At 64.1% G+C, this 17,969-nt stretch carries 14 protein-coding genes; 7 read left to right on the top strand and 7 right to left on the bottom strand.

Translation table 11 applies throughout. From position 1 onward, the window contains the following. Positions 1-29 precede the first annotated feature (29 nt). From ABB29_RS05225 to hflD, 4 genes are read left to right on the top strand one after another with little or no spacing between them, the layout of a single operon-like run. Complete coding sequence (locus ABB29_RS05225; protein WP_057657566.1) at positions 30-563, top strand: hypothetical protein; 534 nt, start codon at positions 30-32, stop codon at positions 561-563. A gap of 27 nt (positions 564-590) precedes the next feature. After that, on the top strand, positions 591-1,070 hold the full coding sequence (locus ABB29_RS05220; RefSeq protein ID WP_057657565.1) for an NUDIX hydrolase: 480 nt from the start codon (positions 591-593) through the stop codon (positions 1,068-1,070). Then, entirely contained in the window at positions 1,067-2,185 is a 1,119-nt protein-coding gene (gene mnmA, locus ABB29_RS05215) for a tRNA 2-thiouridine(34) synthase MnmA (RefSeq protein WP_057657564.1), read from the top strand. Before ABB29_RS05220 ends, mnmA begins: the two co-directional genes overlap by 4 nt. Beyond that, positions 2,182-2,799, top strand: a complete 618-nt coding sequence (gene hflD, locus ABB29_RS05210; protein WP_281177426.1) for a high frequency lysogenization protein HflD — start codon at positions 2,182-2,184, stop codon at positions 2,797-2,799. Before mnmA ends, hflD begins: the two co-directional genes overlap by 4 nt. A 152-nt stretch (positions 2,800-2,951) precedes the next feature. On the opposite strand, the gene acnB is transcribed toward hflD, so the two are convergent. The 3 genes from acnB to ABB29_RS05195 are packed head-to-tail and all read right to left on the bottom strand — an operon-like array spanning position 2,952 to position 6,268. Next, on the bottom strand, positions 2,952-5,546 hold the full coding sequence (gene acnB, locus ABB29_RS05205; RefSeq protein WP_057657563.1) for a bifunctional aconitate hydratase 2/2-methylisocitrate dehydratase: 2,595 nt from the start codon (positions 5,544-5,546) through the stop codon (positions 2,952-2,954). A gap of 50 nt (positions 5,547-5,596) precedes the next feature. Next, complete coding sequence (locus tag ABB29_RS05200; protein WP_057657562.1) at positions 5,597-6,007, bottom strand: type II toxin-antitoxin system VapC family toxin; 411 nt, start codon at positions 6,005-6,007, stop codon at positions 5,597-5,599. Positions 6,008-6,016: 9 nt separating this feature from the next. Next, positions 6,017-6,268 (bottom strand): AbrB/MazE/SpoVT family DNA-binding domain-containing protein, encoded by a 252-nt coding sequence (locus tag ABB29_RS05195; protein WP_057657561.1) that lies wholly within the window; start codon positions 6,266-6,268, stop codon positions 6,017-6,019. Between the two features lie 165 nt (positions 6,269-6,433). Between ABB29_RS05195 and acnA the strand changes: the two genes are divergently transcribed. After that, on the top strand, positions 6,434-9,181 hold the full coding sequence (gene acnA / locus ABB29_RS05190; protein ID WP_057657560.1) for an aconitate hydratase AcnA: 2,748 nt from the start codon (positions 6,434-6,436) through the stop codon (positions 9,179-9,181). A 53-nt stretch (positions 9,182-9,234) separates the two neighbouring features. Here the strand turns inward: acnA and ABB29_RS05185 are convergent, their stop codons facing one another. Beyond that, the gene (locus ABB29_RS05185; protein ID WP_157062510.1) at positions 9,235-9,579 is read right to left on the bottom strand and encodes a Cif family virulence factor; all 345 of its coding nucleotides are present in this window, start codon (positions 9,577-9,579) and stop codon (positions 9,235-9,237) included. Positions 9,580-9,842: 263 nt separating this feature from the next. On the opposite strand from ABB29_RS05185, the gene ABB29_RS05180 reads away from it, so the two are divergent. Continuing rightward, entirely contained in the window at positions 9,843-11,540 is a 1,698-nt protein-coding gene (locus tag ABB29_RS05180; RefSeq protein ID WP_057657558.1) for a long-chain fatty acid--CoA ligase, read from the top strand. Positions 11,541-11,778: 238 nt separating this feature from the next. After that, complete coding sequence (locus ABB29_RS05175; protein ID WP_057657557.1) at positions 11,779-12,648, top strand: crotonase/enoyl-CoA hydratase family protein; 870 nt, start codon at positions 11,779-11,781, stop codon at positions 12,646-12,648. 186 nt (positions 12,649-12,834) lie between these two features. On the opposite strand, the gene ABB29_RS05170 is transcribed toward ABB29_RS05175, so the two are convergent. The 3 genes from ABB29_RS05170 to lysS all read right to left on the bottom strand — a co-directional run bounded on the left by ABB29_RS05170 (position 12,835) and on the right by lysS (position 17,940). After that, positions 12,835-15,021: an ATP-binding protein gene (locus tag ABB29_RS05170; RefSeq protein WP_057657556.1), complete on the bottom strand. Its 2,187-nt coding sequence runs from the start codon at positions 15,019-15,021 to the stop codon at positions 12,835-12,837. Positions 15,022-15,023: 2 nt separating this feature from the next. Further along, positions 15,024-16,163 carry a cyclic di-GMP phosphodiesterase response regulator RpfG gene (rpfG, locus tag ABB29_RS05165; RefSeq protein WP_057657555.1) on the bottom strand — a complete coding sequence of 380 codons (1,140 nt, stop codon included), beginning with the start codon at positions 16,161-16,163 and terminating at the stop codon, positions 15,024-15,026. Between the two features lie 256 nt (positions 16,164-16,419). Then, positions 16,420-17,940, bottom strand: a complete 1,521-nt coding sequence (lysS, locus tag ABB29_RS05160) for a lysine--tRNA ligase (protein ID WP_057657554.1) — start codon at positions 17,938-17,940, stop codon at positions 16,420-16,422. Positions 17,941-17,969 lie beyond the last annotated feature (29 nt).

Here is a 17,969-nt window from a genome sequence, read left to right as displayed (position 1 = left end):
TTCACCCCGGTATTTCGTAGAGTCGCCCCATGCCCCACCGTTCCATCGCCGTCCTGCTGGCCGCCGCCCTCGTCATTGCGCTGCCCGCCTTGGCCGAAGACAGCACCCCCACCGCGGGTGGCAGCCCTGCCCCGGCACCGGGCCGTGCGCCGGACCCGACGATTGCCGCGCAACTGAAACAGCTGGGCTATGAGTACGAGGTCGACCAGGACGGGGACTACCGCCTGCTGATGGGGTTCAACGACAGCCCGCGCAGCCAGATTGTGTTCATCCGCTCGGCAACCGAAAGCTATGGCAAGTACCGGATCCGCGAAATCTGGTCTTACGCCTACCAGTCCAGCGGCGACGCGTTGCCGGCGCTGGTCGCCAACCGCCTGCTTGAGGCCTCCAACCAGTTGATCCTGGGAAGCTGGGTCAAACAGGGCAACCACGCCGTCTATGTCGCCAAAATCCCGGCCGACGCCCGTGCCGAGGCCCTGGGCGATGCGCTGGATGCCGCCGCCAGCAGCGCCGACGACATGGAGCTGGAACTGGCCGCCGACATCAATACCGACGAGTTCTGAAGAGTAGATGCCAATGAGCAAGTGCCCATGAGTTACCGCCAGGGACGTTTCTGGCAACCCGATGTCACCGTCGCCACCGTGGTCGTCGATGACGGGCGGCTGTTGATGGTGGAGGAGCGCGCCCAGGGCCAACTGGTCTTCAACCAGCCCGCCGGCCATCTGGAACCGGACGAGAGCCTGCAGCAGGCGGCCCTGCGCGAGACCCGCGAGGAAACCGGCTGGGAGGTCGAGCTGACCCACTTCGTCGGCGCCTACCAGTGGAAGACCGAGCCCGCCGCCGATGGCAGCGATGGTCGCCATTACCTGCGGTTCGCCTTTGCCGCCCGGCCGCTGCGGCATCACCCGGAACAACCGCTGGACGAAGGCATCGTGCGGGCGCTGTGGATGAGCCCGGCGGAACTGCAGGCGCAGGCCGGTCGCCACCGCAGTCCGCTGGTGTGGCAGGCAGTGCAGGACTATCTGTCCGGGCGCCGCTTTCCGCTGTCGGCGTTGCAGCAGATCGCATGAGCGCGCCAGCGGTCATCGTCGGGGTATCAGGGGGCGTCGACTCGTCGGTCGCCGCCTTGCAGCTGGTCGAACAGGGCGTGCCGAGCGCCGGCTTGTTCATGCAGAACTGGGCCGATGACGGCAGCGGCGACTGCCGCGCCGAAGAGGATCGCCGTGATGCGGTGGCGGTCTGCGGCCGGCTCGGCATTCCGTTCCATTTCCGCGATTTCTCGTCGGAGTACTGGGCCGGTGTGTTCGAGCATTTCCTGGCCGAATATGCCGCCGGGCGCACCCCCAACCCGGACGTGCTGTGCAACCGCGAGGTCAAGTTCAAGCACTTCCTGGATGCCGCCCGCGAACTGGGCGCCGACAAGATCGCCACTGGTCATTATGCGCAGGTAGCCTTGCGCGACGGGCATTGGCGACTGCTGCGCGGCGTCGACCGCAGCAAGGACCAGAGTTACTTCCTGCACCAGTTGGGGCAACAACAGCTGTCGGCCACCCTGTTCCCGATCGGCGGCATGCAGAAATCGGATCTGCGCCGGATCGCCCGCGAGGCTGGCCTGCAGACCCACGACAAGAAGGATTCCACCGGCATCTGCTTCATCGGCGAACGTGACTTCCGTGAGTTCCTCGGCCGCTACCTGCCGGCCAAGGCCGGTGAGATGCGTGACCCGCAAGGGGTCCGGATTGGCGAGCATCCCGGGGTCTTCTACTTCACCCTTGGCCAGCGCGAAGGCCTGCAGATCGGTGGCGTGCGCGGTCGTCCGGCGGCGCCGTGGTACGTGGTCGGCAAGGACGTGGCCAACAACATCCTGTACGTCGATCAGGACAGCGGAAGCCGGTACCTTCAATCACATCGGCTGCAGTCGGAAGCGGCCCACTGGATCAGCGGCAGCGCGCCGGCGCGGCAGTTCGAATGCACTGCGCAGACCCGCTACCGGCAGGCCGACGAGCCATGCCAGGTGACCGTCAACGATGATGGCACCGTGGCGGTCAGATTCACGCGCGCACAGCGCGCTGTCACGCCAGGGCAATCCCTGGTGCTGTATGACGGAGACGAATGCCTCGGTGGTGCGGTCATCGCCAGTACCGACGCACCACTGGAGCAGAAAATTGCGGAGCAGAAAGTTTGAGCAGTAATTCCTACACCGATCGCGTGCTGGCCCTGGCCGGCATGGCCCAGGCGCTGCAGCAGGTGCGCCGGATTGCCGATACCGGCCAGTCCGACGCGTCCGTGGTCGAAACCGCGCTCGACAGCGTGTTCCGCATCGATGCCGATACGCCGTTGCAGGTCTACGGCCGGATATCCGATGTCGCCCCGGGGTTGCGGCTGGTCAGCAGCTACCTGACCCGCCAGGGCCAGGACGAATCATTGATGCGGCTGGTGACCTCGGTGCTGCAACTGGAGCGCCGCTTCAGCCACGAGCCCGACACCCTGAATGCAGTTGGCCAGGGCATCAGCCATATCGCCGTGCAGGCCAGCGATCTCGGCAGCCATGTGCACCCGGACATCATCGCCGCGCTCGGCGGCCTGTATGCCGACACCATCAGCACCTTGCGACCGCGGGTGATGGTGCAAGGCAATCCGCACTATCTGGCACAGCCGGGCGTGGTTGCCGAAATCCGCGCCATCCTGCTGGCGGCGGTGCGCTCGGCGGTGCTGTGGCGGCAGGTCGGCGGCAGCTACTGGGATTTCCTGTTTTCGCGCAAGGCGATGGCCGAGGCGGCGGGCGATTTGCTCGGTTGAATGCATGTGGCTGCGTTCAACAACGCATGCTCAACAGTAGCGCAGTAAATCCAGAAGCAGCGCAGCGAGCTGCGCTCTACCGGGAGTTGTCTATCGCAGCAGGAAAAAACCCGGCTTTCGCCGGGTTTTCCTGTATTGCGTGACGCCGTTGATCAGGCCGCGGCCAGCTTGTCGGCCACCTCGGTGTATTCCTGGATCTGATCGAAGTTCATGTAACGATAGATCTCGGCACCGTTGGCACTGAGCACGCCCATGTCGGCCATGTACTCGTCCCTGGTCGGGATCCGGCCAAGCCGCGAGCAGATCGCCGCCAGTTCCGCCGAGCCCAGGTAGACATTGGAGTTCTTGCCGAGGCGATTGGGGAAGTTGCGGGTGCTGGTCGAGAACACCGTGGCGCCCTCCTTGACCTGCGCCTGGTTGCCCATGCACAGGCTGCAGCCCGGCATCTCCATCCGCGCACCGGCGCTGCCGAAGGTGCCGTAATGGCCTTCGCGGGTCAGCTCGGCGGCATCCATCTTGGTCGGCGGCGCGACCCACAACTTGGTCGGGATGTCACGCTTGCCTTCCAGCAGCTTGGAGGCCGCACGGAAGTGACCGATGTTGGTCATGCAGGAACCGATGAACACTTCATCGATGACCGCACCGGATACTTCGCTCAGGGTCTTCACGTCGTCGGGATCGTTCGGGCAGGCGACGATCGGCTCGTGGATGTCGGCCAGATCGATCTCGATGACCGCGGTGTATTCGGCATCGGCATCGGCCTTCAGCAGTTGCGGATCGGCCAGCCAGGCCTCCATCGCCGTGATCCGGCGCTGCAGGCTGCGGGCATCCTGGTAGCCTTCGGCAATCATCCACTTCAACAGGGTGATGTTGGAGTTGATGTACTCGATGATCGGCTCCTTGTTGAGGTGCACGGTGCAGCCAGCGGCGGAACGCTCGGCGGAGGCGTCGGACAGTTCGAATGCCTGCTCCACCTTCAGGTCCGGCAGGCCTTCGATTTCGAGGATGCGGCCGGAGAACACGTTCTTCTTGCCCTGCTTGGCCACGGTCAGCAGCCCCGACTTGATTGCGTACAGCGGAATCGCATTGACCAGGTCACGCAAGGTCACGCCCGGCTGCATCTGGCCCTTGAAGCGGACCAGCACGCTTTCCGGCATGTCCAGCGGCATCACCCCGGTGGCGGCGGCGAAGGCGACCAGGCCGGAACCGGCCGGGAACGAAATACCGACCGGGAAACGGGTGTGCGAATCACCACCGGTACCGACGGTGTCGGGCAGCAGCATGCGATTGAGCCAGCTGTGGATCACGCCATCACCGGGGCGCAGCGAAATGCCGCCGCGGTTGCTGATGAATGCAGGCAGCTCGTGGTGGGTCTTGACGTCGACCGGCTTCGGATAGGCGGCGGTGTGGCAGAACGACTGCATCACCAGATCCGCGCTGAAGCCCAGGCAGGCCAGATCTTTCAGCTCGTCGCGGGTCATCGGGCCGGTGGTGTCCTGGCTGCCGACCGAGGTCATCTTCGGTTCGCAATAGGTACCCGGACGCATGCCCTGCCCTTCAGGCAGACCGCAGGCGCGACCGACCATCTTCTGCGCCAGAGTGAAGCCCTTGCCGGTGTCGGCCGGCTGCATCGGCAGGCGGAACAAGGTCGAGGCCGGCAGGCCCAGCGCCTCACGCGCCTTGGCAGTCAGGCCGCGGCCGATGATCAGCGGGATGCGGCCACCGGCGCGCACTTCGTCAAACAGCACGTCCGACTTGACCTCGAACTCGGTGATGACCTTGCCGTCCTTCAGCGCCTTGCCTTCGTAGGGGCGCAGCTCGATGACGTCGCCCATGTCCATCTGGCTGACGTCCAGCTCGATCGGCAGCGCGCCGCCGTCTTCCATCGTGTTGTAGAAGATCGGCGCGATCTTGTTGCCCAGACAGACGCCACCAAAGCGCTTGTTGGGAATGAACGGAATGTCTTCGCCGGTCCACCATTGCACCGAGTTGGTCGCCGACTTGCGGCTGGAACCGGTACCGACCACATCACCGACATAGGCGATCGGGTGGCCTTTTTCCTTCAATGACTGAATGAAGGCGATCGGGCCGCGCTTGCCGTCTTCTTCCGGTTCGAACGGAGCGCCGTCGCGCTTGTTCTTCAGCATCGCCAGTGCATGCATCGGGATGTCGGGACGGGTGGTCGCGTCCGGGGCCGGTGACAGGTCATCGGTATTGGTTTCGCCCGGCACCTTGAACACGGTCACGGTCAGGCTGGCCGGTACTTCCGGCTTGCTGGTGAACCATTCGGCGTCGGCCCAGCTCTGCAGCACCGCCTTGGCGTTGGCGTTGCCCTGGTCGGCTTTCTGCTTGACGTCGTGGAAGGCATCAAACATCAGCAGGGTGTGCTTCAGCGCATTGGCGGCGATGCTGCCCAGTGCGGCGTCGTCGAGCAATTCGACCAGTGGGTGGATGTTGTAGCCGCCGAGCATGGTGCCCAGCAGTTCGGTGGCGTGTTCGCGGCTGATCAACGGGCATTGCTCGCTGCCGAAGGCGACCGCGGCCAGGTAGCTGGCCTTGACCTGGGCGGCATCATCGACGCCGGCCGGCACGCGGTTGCTGATCAGATCCAGCAGGAAGGCTTCTTCACCGGCTGGCGGAGCTTTCAGCAGCTCGATCACCTCCGCGGTCTGCTGCGCGGACAACGGCAATGCGGGGATGCCCAGCGCGGCGCGCTCGGCGAGATGGTGGCGATAGGCTTCCAACATGATGACTCCGGTGTTGATGTGGCGTGGTGATTCGAAAGGGAGGTAACGGGCTATTCGGCGCTCGGCACAATCAGCTTCAAACCCTTGAAATAGTCGCGATAGAAACGGTCATCGCGGGTGATCAGGCCATTGCATTGCAACAACGCATGCGCCCCGATCAGGAAATCCGGCACCGCGCGGGCACGCGCCCCGGCACTGCCGCGCTGGCGGTAGCGGCGCTGCATTTCGCCGGCGCGCAACGCCGACTTGGCTTCCAGCGGGCTGAAACGGATGCTCATGTCTTCCAACACCGCCAGCGCTTCGGAACCATCGCGCAGCGCGCTGCAGACCTCGGCCAGGGCAATGTCGCTGATCACCACCGGCCCGCTGCTCAGGCATTGCCGCAGGCAGGCTTCGGCAGCGTCGGCCTGGGGCCCATCGGCCAGCAGGTCGACCAGTACGGAGGAATCGAGTGCGATCATCACAAGGCCTTATTGCGCCGGGTCCAGCGGCTCACCCGGGGCGCGGCCGCGGATGGTGCGCATGGCGTCGTCGGTGGACTCGAAACCGTCCAGCTTGAAACGTCCGCGGGCCCGGGAAATGGCATCGTCGACGCTCTTGCGCAGCACGATCCGGCTGCCGTCCAGCTCGACCTTGAGCACGCTGCCCTTGGTCAGGCCCAAGGCATCGCGGACTGCCTTGGGCAGCGTGATCTGTCCGCGTTCGGCAACGGTGGCTTCCATCGGCGTCTCCTTGAGTATGCGGAAATTATACGTACTTTTTTATACATACTCAACTAAACGTAACGTTTGAGGCGCTATCATGAACGGGTAATGGAACAAGTCGGCACCGCAATCGACCGCGCCGGCTCGGTCTGACCTCCCCATCAGCTACAGGAGCCTCTTTCGATGAGCGATTCCTTCGCCACCCGCGCCACCCTGGATGTCAACGGCACGTCCTACACCTATTACAGCCTGCCCAAACTCGGCGAGCGCTTCGACATCGCCCGGCTGCCCTATTCGATGAAGATCCTGCTGGAAAACCAGCTGCGCTGCGAAGATGGTGTATCGGTGACGCCGGAGCATATCCAGGCCGTTGCCGAATGGCAGGCCAGTGCCGAGCCCGATACCGAAGTGGCGTTCATGCCGGCACGGGTGGTGCTGCAGGATTTCACCGGTGTGCCGTGCGTGGTCGACCTGGCGGCGATGCGCGACGCAGTGGTCAAGCTGGGCGGCAAGCCCGAGCAGATCAACCCGCAGATTCCGTCCGAGCTGGTCATCGACCATTCGATCCAGGTCGATGTGTTCGGCAAGCCTGAAGCGCTGGATCTGAATGGCAAGATTGAATTCCAGCGCAACAAGGAACGCTACGGCTTCCTGCGCTGGGGCCAGAAAGCCTTCGACAACTTCAAGGTGGTGCCGCCAAACACCGGCATCGTCCATCAGGTCAATCTGGAAAACCTGGCCCGGGTGATGATGACCGCCGAGCGCGATGGCCAGATGCTGGCCTACCCCGATACCGTGTTCGGCACCGATTCGCACACCACAATGATCAATGGCATCGGCGTGCTCGGCTGGGGCGTTGGTGGCATCGAAGCCGAAGCGGCAATGCTCGGCCAGCCTTCCTCAATGCTGATTCCGCAGGTGGTCGGCTTCAAACTGACCGGCAAACTGCCGGAAGGCGCAACCGCCACCGATCTTGTCCTGACTGTCACCCAGATGCTGCGCAAGCATGGCGTGGTCGGCAAGTTCGTCGAATTCTACGGCGATGGCCTGCAGCACCTGCCGCTGGCCGACCGTGCCACCATCGGCAACATGGCGCCCGAATACGGCGCTACCTGCGGCATCTTCCCGATTGATGCCGAATCGCTGACCTATCTGCGCCTGTCCGGTCGCAGCGAAGAACAGATCGCACTGGTCGAGGCCTATGCCAAGGCCCAGGGCCTGTGGCACGACGCCAACAGCCCGCATGCCGAATACAGTGCCACCCTGGAACTGGACATGGGCCAGGTGCAACCGTCGCTGGCCGGGCCCAAGCGTCCGCAGGATCGGGTGTTGCTGCAGGACCTGAAGAGCAACTACCGGCAGAACCTGAGCGTGTTTACCGAAGCGCGCAACAAGCGCAGCGGCGAAATCGCCGATTTCATTGCCGAAGGCGGTGGCGCCGCGGTCGGCAACGAAGCCACCAACAAGGGCTACGCCGACATCGAGATTGACGGCAACAAGGTGCGCCTGAAGGACGGTGCCGTCGTCATCGCCGCCATTACCTCGTGCACCAACACCTCCAACCCGGCGGTGATGCTGGGCGCCGGCCTGCTGGCCCGCAACGCAGCCGCCAAGGGGCTGACCCGGGCACCGTGGGTCAAGACCTCGCTCGGCCCAGGTTCACTGGTGGTCACCGACTATCTGAAGAAGGCCGGCCTGCTGGATGATCTGGAAAAACTCGGCTTCTATGTGGTCGGTTATGGCTGCACCACCTGTATCGGCAACTCCGGTCCGCTGCCGACCGAAGTCAGCGCCGGCATTGCCGAGGGTGACCTGGTGGTGACCTCGGTGCTGTCTGGCAACCGCAATTTCGAAGGCCGCATCCATTCCGAAGTGAAGATGAACTACCTGGCCAGCCCGCCGCTGGTAGTCGCCTATGCCATCGCCGGCACCACCGACATTGATCTCAGCAGCGAACCACTGGGCACCGGCAGCGATGGCCAGCCGGTCTACCTGCGGGACATCTGGCCGAGCAACAAGGAAATCGGCGACTTCATCGCCCGCACCGTCGGCCCGGAGATGTTCAAGAACAACTACGCCGACGTATTCAAGGGCGATAGCCGCTGGAACAACATCGACTCGCCTGACGGCGATCTGTATGCCTGGGATCCGGCCTCGACTTACATCAAGAATCCGCCCTACTTCGATGGCATGACCATGCAGGTCGGCCAGATCCAGGATGTGCACGGGGCGCGGGTGCTTGGCCTGTTCGGCGACTCGATCACCACCGACCACATCTCGCCCGCCGGCAACATCAAGAAGGATTCGCCAGCGGGACGATTCCTGCAGGAACGCGGGGTGCAGCCGGCCGACTTCAACAGTTATGGCAGCCGTCGCGGCAACGATGACGTGATGGTGCGCGGCACCTTTGCCAACATCCGCATCAAGAACCTGTTCTTCGGTGGCGAGGAAGGCGGCAACACGCTGTACTTCGGCAGCGGTGAGCCGGAAAAGATGGCGATCTACGACGCGGCGATGAAGTACAAGGCCGATGGCGTGCCGCTGGTGGTGCTGGCCGGCAAGGAATACGGCACCGGCTCGTCGCGCGACTGGGCGGCCAAGGGCACCTTGCTGCAAGGCGTCAAAGCCGTCATCGCCGAGAGTTTCGAGCGCATCCATCGCTCCAACCTGGTTGGCATGGGCGTGCTGCCGTTGCAGTTCGACGACGGCCAGAGCGCGACCTCGCTGGGGCTGGATGGCACCGAGATCTATGACATCACCGGTCTTGAAGACGGCGCCGCCAAGCGTGCACTGGTCACCGCCAGCCGCGCCGACGGCCGCCAGGTCAAGTTCCAGGTCAAGGTGATGTTGCTGACGCCGAAGGAAGTGGAATACTTCCGCCACGGCGGGCTGCTGCACTACGTGCTGCGCCAGTTGGCTGCCAGGGACTGAGCCGACTATTCAGTGCTGCTGGCCTGCACCAGCGGCGGCGGCACTGATGACGTTTACCGTATCGGCGACCACTGCGCGTGATGGATGCGCCAGTGGCCGTCCTGGTCGCGCCGCCAACCGCTGACGACCTGCCATGTGCGCGCGGCTTCCGGCAGCCAGCGGCGATTGCCGGCGGTCAGCAGCAGCGGAAAGGTGACCGTGGCATGGCGATCATCGACCATCAGTACCTCGATCGGTCCAACGGTGGCGCCGATCTGGCGATTGAGCAGCATCCGTGCCGTGACCAGTTGCTGCAACGCAGCACGATCCATGCCCTGATTACCGATGAAATCCTCGCTCACCGGCTCCATCACCGCGTCGACGCCGCGTGATTCCAGTGCCTGCGTGATCCCGGCCAATTGTTGGCGCAGCTGCTGTTCCGCCGTGCTGGATCGGCAGCCAGACAACAGCGCGCATACCAGCATCGATGTCACCAGCCACGCGCGATGCGTGCGCGTCCGGCTGAGCCGCCTGCCGCCAGGACAGGGGTTTGCCGACAGCTGTTTCAAGCGCTTCGCCTTTTCCATCCGGGAGGGTATGCTCATCACGGTCTCGACCCGATGCGGGTCACGTCACCCATCCACCCGTTTACCGAACACACCCTGGGGAGGGAGAACACAAGATGAGTCAGGATCGTCCATGGTTCAGCAGCTATCCGCAAGGCGTCCCGCATACCGTGGATCTGGAGGAGTTCCATTCCATCCTTTCCGTGCTCGACAACGCGATTGACCATTATCGCGACCGTCCCGCTTTCAGCAATTTCGGCAAGGTGCTCACCTATGGCGAAATCGACACCCTGAGCCGCCAGTTCGCCGCCTACCTGCTGGGCGAGCTGCAACTGAAGAAGGGCGACCGGGTATCGATCATGATGCCCAACTGCCTGCAGTACCCCATCGCCATCTTCGGCGTGCTGCGTGCCGGGCTGACCGTGGTCAACGTCAACCCGATGTACACCCCGCGCGAGCTCAAGCACCAGCTGATTGATTCCGGCTCCTGCGTGCTGCTGGTGGTCGACAATTTCGGCATCACCGCCAGCGAAGCGATCAAGGACACCCAGGTCCGCCACGTGATCACCACCGGCCTCGGTGACATGGTCGGTTTCCCGAAGGGCCCGATCATCAACTTCGTGCTCAAGTACATCAAGAAGCTGGTGCCCGACTACAGCATCCGCGGCGCGGTCCGTTTCAAGCAGGCGCTGGCGCTGGGCCAGCGGCACGCGCTGCCCGACGTCGACATCGAACTGGATGACATCGCATTCCTGCAGTACACCGGTGGCACCACCGGCGTAGCCAAGGGCGCGATGCTGACCCACCGCAACCTGGTCGCCAACATGCAGCAGGCCGGTGAATGGCTGGCAGCCAACGACCTCAAGCTTGGCCATGAGATCATCATCACCGCGTTGCCGCTGTACCACATCTTCGCATTAACGGCCAATTGCCTGGTATTCATGAAGCTGGGAGGCCTCAATTACCTGATCTCCAATCCGCGCGACATGCCCGGCTTCGTCAAGGAACTGAAGTCGATTCCGTTCACCGCCATCACCGGCGTCAATACCCTGTTCAACGGCCTGCTCAACACACCCGGTTTCAGCGAGATCGATTTCTCGACGCTTAAGATGACCCTGGGTGGCGGCATGGCTGTGCAGCGGGCGGTCGCCGACAAGTGGAAGAAGGTCACCGGCGTAACCCTGGTCGAAGCGTACGGGCTGACCGAAACCTCCCCGGCCGCCTGCATCAACCCGATGGACCTGAAGGAATACAACGGCGCCATCGGCCTGCCGATTTCCAGCACCGATGCCTGCCTCAAGGATGAAGACGGCAACCTGGTCGCCACCGGTGAAGTCGGCGAACTCTGCATCAAGGGGCCGCAGGTGATGAAGGGCTACTGGCAGCGCCCGGAAGAAACCGCCAAGGTGCTGGACGCCGATGGCTGGCTGCACACCGGCGACATGGCCAAGATGGACGAACGCGGCTTCTTCTACATCGTTGATCGCAAGAAGGACATGATCCTGGTCTCCGGTTTCAACGTCTATCCGAATGAAATCGAGGACGTCATCGCCGGCATGGATGGAATCCTTGAAGTGGCCGCCGTCGGCGTACCCGATGAGCGCTCGGGCGAGTCGGTCAAGGTGTTCGTGGTGCGCAAGGATCCCAATGTCACCGCCGATCAGATCAAGGCCTACTGCCGTGAAAACCTCACCGGCTACAAGCAGCCCCGGCACATCGAGTTCCGCAACGAATTGCCGAAAACCAATGTTGGAAAAATCCTGCGCAAGGAACTGCGCAACGAGCCGATGGAGCCGGCTGCTACCGCGCATTGACGCCTCAGTCTGACTCAGGACAAAAAAGCCGGCCTCGTGCCGGCTTTTTCGTGACTGATCCGGCGGCTTGTTTCTGTGCTGATGGTCGCAGAAACCGGGCAGGATCCACTCCCAGACCCGCCTTGGGCGCATAAGTGACCGTTTTCATTGGCATTTCCTGAACGGTTCAGGTGTAGCATCACTGTGTATGTCGAGCCAGTCACAGTTTTGCCGCACCCACCCAGCCCGAGGAAATCCCATGAGCAATATCGAAAAGCTGCAGCGCACCACCCAGTTCCCGACCATCCGCATCGAGTCCGCGCCGGACAACGGCAGCCACTGGATGTTCATGCACAACGACGCCGCGGCCGGCGCCCGTCCCTGCTTCCGCAGTGATCTGCTGGACGACATGTGGAAGTTCACCTCTTCCATCACCCTGCGTGAAAGCGAGCGGCAACCGGGGCGTTTGCGCCATTTCGTGCTGGCTTCGGCCGCCAACGCCTTCAATCTGGGCGGTGATCTGGATCTGTTCGCCAAGTTGATCCGCAGCAACGACCGCGAACACCTGCTGGGCTACGCACGTCGATGCATCGATGGCGTCTACACCCTGAACACCGGCCTGGGCGGCGACGTCCGCACCATCGCTTTGCTGCAGGGCGATGCCCTCGGCGGCGGTCTGGAAATGGCACTGGCCTGCCACACCATCGTCGCCGAGGAAGGCGTCGAGATGGGCCTGCCGGAAGTCCTGTTCGGCCTGTTCCCGGGCATGGGCGCGTACTCGTTCCTGTGCAAGCGGGTGTCGCCGCAACTGGCCGAGCGGATCATCCTGGAAGGCAACATGTACAGCGCCGAGGAATTCCACCGGATGGGCATCGTCGACGTGCTGGTGCCGAAGGGCGAAGGTGTCGCCGCGGTCGAGAACCTGATCCGCCAGCAACAGCGGGCGCCGTACTCGCACCTGGCGATGAACCAGGTCCGCGGCTTGGCCCAGCGGGTCAGCTACGACGAACTGATGGGCATCACCGAAATCTGGGTGGACACCGCGCTGGCACTGGGCGACAAGTCGCTGCGGATGATGGAACGCATCGTCCGCGCGCAGGAGAAGCGCGCCGGTATCAAGGCTGCCTGATCCACTGCTGCCACGACCACGGCCGCTGGAGTGGGAGCGTCCGTACGGTCGGCGCGGCAGGCATGAGGGCTGGCTGACAGGGGGCGGGATGGGCAACCACCCGCCGGGCCAGCGCGGTTCCGGCTGGCATCCCCGATGCTCTCCGAGTCGATGCTCCGAGCAACGTGCGACCCGGCCCCAACCAGATCAGGTGGTACGGTCGCTGCCCTGTTCGGGCGACTGGCGGGTGCGCTCGCGCGCGTCCAGTGCCGCCCTGCCCTGTGCCAGATAGGAATTGACCGCGGCCAGGCGCTGGCGCCATTCGCGCGAAATCTGCCAGTCACTCAGCCGCATCAGTTCGCTGGCGGCGGCCGCCACCCGGACCAGCCCCAGATTGCTGGCCACGCCCTTCAGGGCATGCGCATGGTCGCGGATGTTCTCGCCGGCACCCTGCTCCATCGCGTGGGCCATGGCACCAATACAGCCATCGGCATCATTCAGGCACTGAGCGATGAATTCCTGCTCGAAGGCCTTGCCCATGCCCAGCGCACTCAATTCGTCCAGCACGGTCATGTCGAGGATTTCCTCGCCCATCCGCGCCGGTGAGATCTGGCTGACGCTGTTGGCCTGGGTGATCGCGCCGTTGTTGGCGATATCGCCAAGCACGTCGAGCAGCCGCGAAGCGACCACCGGCTTGGCCAGGAACGCCCGCGCGCCGGCCCGCTCGCAACTGGAAATGGCATTGGGCGTGACGTCGGCGCTGAGGATGATCACCGGGGTCGACTTGCCACCGCCGGCGTTCATGACCCGCAATTGCTTCAGCAGATCCAGGCCGCTGACTTCGGGCATGTGCAGATCGCAGATGATTGCATCGTAGTCGGCGTTGTCCAGCGCATCGAATACTTCCGCACCGCCGTTGACGCAGACCACCCGGTGACCGGCCTTCTGCAGCAGCCGCTGCACCACCATGCGGTTGGCTTCATGATCGTCGGCGACCAGCACCTGCAGGCTGCGCACGCGTGCGCGATGGCGCAGGAACGGATCCGAGAACGCGATGACGTTTTCCGCCTGCGGTTGCGCGTCCTGATCCTGCGCCCAGCTGGCCGGTTCTGCGACCGCCGGTAGCGGCTGCCTGGCCACTTCCGAGAACGGCAGTTCGACCCAGAAACAGCTGCCCTGCTTTTCGCTGCTCTCGAAACCGATGCGGCCGCCCATGGCTTCGGTCAGGCCCTTGGCAATGGTCGTGCCCAGCCCGGTGCCGCCGTAGCGCCGTGCCAGGCCCGCATCGGCCTGTTCGAATGCTTCGAACAGGCGCGTGCGCACCGCCACCGGGATGCCGATGCCGGTATCGGTGACGGTGAATCGCAACATGGTCGCGCTGCCGTCACCCGGCATCACCGACACATCCAGCTTGACCTGGCCGCGATCGGTGAACTTGACCGCGTTGCCGACCAGATTGAGCAGCACCTGGCGCAGGTGGCCGGGGTCACCCATCAATCGTTGCGGCACCGCGTCCGAGACCACCGCCTCGTAATGCAGCTGTTTGCTGCGCGCCTGCGGCAACAGGATCAGGCCGATGCCCGAGACCAGCTCGCGCGGCGCGAACTCGATATTGTTCAGCTTCAGCTTGCCGGCTTCGATCGCCGAGATGTCGAGCACGTCCTCGACCAGCGCCAGCAGGCTGCGGGTGCTGGCCTGGATGGTCGACAGACATTCACGCTGCTCCTGATCCAGACGGGTGGTCGCCAGCAGCTCGGACATGCCGGACAGGCCGTTGAGCGGGGTGCGGAATTCGTGGCTCATGTTGGCCAGGAATCGGCTCTTGGCCTCGTTGGCGCGACGCGCCTCTTCGGTCGCCCGGGTCAGCTTGCGCAGCAGGCCGGACAGGTACATCGGCACCGCGATCAGCCCGATCCACAGGCCGATGCCCAGGCTCAGGTTCTGCCGCCAGTAGTCATTGAAGGCAATGACCGCGCCAAAAGTGACGCAGGCCGACACTACCGCACCGACCAGGTAGCGGTTGCCGTAGCGCAGGCCGTTGCCTATGGTCACCCACATCAGGATGACGTACAGCCACGCCAGTGGCTCGCCCTTCAGCACCATCGCCACGCCCATCAGGCCGTAGTCGACCAGCATGCCCAGGATCCGGCGCAGGTCGGAACGGCCGGGCCGGAGCAGGATGCCCAGGAACAGCAGCGCGCCCAGTCCGGCGCCAATGCCGGACATCGCGATCGCGGTGCGGTAGACATCCGGCGGCAGGCTGCCGTGCAAGGCGCCGGCCAGCATGTAGATGATCACGCCGCTGAAGATCGCGATCCGGATCAACGCCTGGCCGTGCTCGCTGTCCGGTCGATGGGACAGGCGGCGGTGCAGCCAGGCAGGCAGGCGGGTCATGGCTATTCCATTCCCGGACGGCTCTGCACCGTCGAGTAGCGTTCACAGATTTCGTCCAGCCGCGCCCTGCCGCGGATCAACGCATCGACGCAGGCCGGGTCGAACAGCCGGCCACGCTGCGCATATAGATACGCCAGAGCGGCGTCGCGCTCCCAGGCCTTCTTGTACGGACGCGGTGAAATCAGCGCGTCGAAGACGTCCGCCACGGCGACGATACGGGCTTCCAGCGGGATTTCCTCGCCACGCAGGCCATCCGGATAACCGCTGCCGTCATAGCGCTCGTGATGGCGCAAGGCGATGACCGCGCCGGTCTGGATGAAGCGGTTCTGGCTGCCGGACAGCAGCTGGTAGCCAATCTTGGGATGACGCCGCATCACGTCGGTTTCTTCCGGCGTCAGCGGCCCGGCCTTCATCAGCACCGAGTCGGGAATCGCGATCTTGCCCATGTCGTGCAGTGGCGCGGCCAGCTCGATGGCGCGGATGTCTTCTTCCGACAGCCCCAGTTGTTCGGCAATGAGGGCGGCGACATGGGCCATCCGCTCCAGGTAGGCGCTGGTGCCGCTGTCGCGGTACTCGATGGCGCGGGCCAGTCGCGACAGCGTCTCGCGCTCGCGCTCTTCGACCTCGTGCATGCTCGACAACAGGCGCTGCTCCAGCGACAAAGCGCGCTGCTTGACGTTCTCGGACTGCTGGCGCAGCTGCAGCAGGTTGCGGCAGCGGGCCCGCAGTTCACGCGGACGCACCGGTTTGACCAGGAAGTCGATGACCCCGGCTTCCAGCGCCGCCTGGCGGATCGGTTCGTCGCCGACCACGGTGATCAGGATGATCGGGATATCCCGGTGCAATGGCAGGCGGCGGAAACGGCGGGCCAGCTCCAGTCCATCCATGCCGGGCATGCGGTAGTCCAGCAGCAACAGGTCGACACGGTTGCTCTCGCACCAGTCCAAGGCCACCTGCGGATCGCCAAAATCACGAACCACCAGTTCCTGTGCGATGTCCTCGATGACATGGCGCAGCATGGTCCGTGCGGAGGCTTGATCATCAACAATGACAATGTTCAAAGGAGACACCGCCTCCGGCGGCCAAGCGGATTGGCTATCGGGCAAGCATACCTCCCTGAACGCGACCGGTATATCGAGCATAAGCTTTGTGTCCCGCGTGACGAATGCATCCATGTTAGCGCGGGCGAGCGCTTCTCACATCGCTGCCCTGCCGCGCCAGTCTGGCGGACCCGCCCGGCGCTTGCCTGAAATCCATGCATGGACCGTGCCAGATGCTCGCCAGCATTGCTTCGGGCCCCTTGGAATTGACGCGGTCCGGGACCGCTTGCGGCCATTGAACCCGCCGCCAGCTTGCTCCGCTGGGCGGGCGGATGGCCACATGTGACGCTGGGGTGGCTCAGCCGGTGCTCTCGGGGCGCATGTAGGGAAACAGCAACACGTCACGGATGGAGTCGGAGCCGGTCAGCAGCATGACCAGCCGGTCGATGCCGATACCCAGCCCCCCGGTCGGCGGCAGGCCGACTTCCAGCGCCCGGATGTAGTCGGCATCGAAATGCATGGCTTCGTCGTCGCCACCTTCCTTGGCCTGGACCTGGGCCATGAACCGCGCCGCCTGGTCTTCCGGGTCATTGAGCTCGGAAAAGCCGTTGGCGATTTCCTTGCCGTTGATGAACAGCTCGAAGCGGTCGGTATAGCCCGGCTCGGTATCGCTGGCGCGGGCCAGCGGCGAGACTTCGACCGGGTGGTCGGTGATGAAGGTCGGCTGGATCAGGGTGTGCTCGACGGTGGCCTCGAAGACCTCCAGCAGCAGCCTGCCCCAGCCGTAACCCGGCTTGACCCGGATTTTCAGCCGCTCGCAATGGCCCAGCAGGGCGTCGCGGTCGGTGCAGTCGGCGACCGAGATTTCCGGGTTGTAATGGCGCACGGCCTCGTCCATGCGCCAGCGACGGAACGCCGGCTGCAGGTCGATCAGGTTGCCTTCCCAGCTCACCTGGGCGCTGCCCAGGACCTTGTTGGCGGTATCGCGGATGACGGCTTCGGTCAGGTCCATCACCTCATGGTACGAAGCGTAGGCCTCGTACAGCTCGAGCATGGTGAACTCGGGGTTGTGGCGGGTGCTGACGCCTTCGTTGCGGAAATTGCGGTTGATCTCGTAGACCCGCTCCATCCCGCCGACCACCAGCCGCTTCAGGTACAGCTCCGGCGCCACCCGCAGGAACAGGTCCAGGTCCAGGGCGTTGTGATGGGTGGTGAACGGCTTGGCGGTAGCGCCGCCGGGGATGTAATGCATCATCGGCGTTTCCACTTCCAGGAACCGCCGCGTATCCAGCCACTCGCGCATCGCGCGGATGATCCGCGAGCGCTTGAAGAACACTTCGCGTGCCTCCGGGGTGACAATCAGATCCACGTAGCGCTGGCGATAGCGCTGCTCGACATCCGACAGGCCATGCCACTTGTCCGGCAATGGCCGCAGTGACTTGGTCAGCAGCCGCAGGCTGGCCGCCTTGACCGACAGCTCGCCGGTCCTGGTCCGGGTCAGGCCGCCCTCGACGGCGATGATGTCACCGACATCCCAGCTCTTGAAGGCGTCATAGACCTCGCCCAGCGCGTTGGCCTGCAGGAACAGCTGGATACGGCCGGATTCGTCCTGGATCTGGACGAAACTGGCCTTGCCCATGACCCGCTTGGCCATCAACCGGCCCGCCAGCTTGACCGTCTGCTGCGCCTGTTCCAGCGCCTCGGCGGTCCAGGTCTCGTTGTCGGCGTAGCGCGCCTGCAGATCGCCCGCGAAATCACTGCGGCGGAAATCGTTGGGATAGGCAATGCCCTGCCCGCGCAGTGATTTGAGCTTGGCGCGACGTTCGGCTATCAGGCTGTTTTCGTCAGCGGGCTGCGGTGCGGGGGTCTGCTCGGTCATGGTCTGGGTGGGGGCCAAAGAATGGGGGG

This window comes from Pseudoxanthomonas dokdonensis (genome assembly GCF_001431405.1).
Lineage (GTDB): Bacteria > Pseudomonadota > Gammaproteobacteria > Xanthomonadales > Xanthomonadaceae > Pseudoxanthomonas_A > Pseudoxanthomonas_A dokdonensis.
This window is presented reverse-complemented; position numbering and strand designations above follow the sequence as displayed.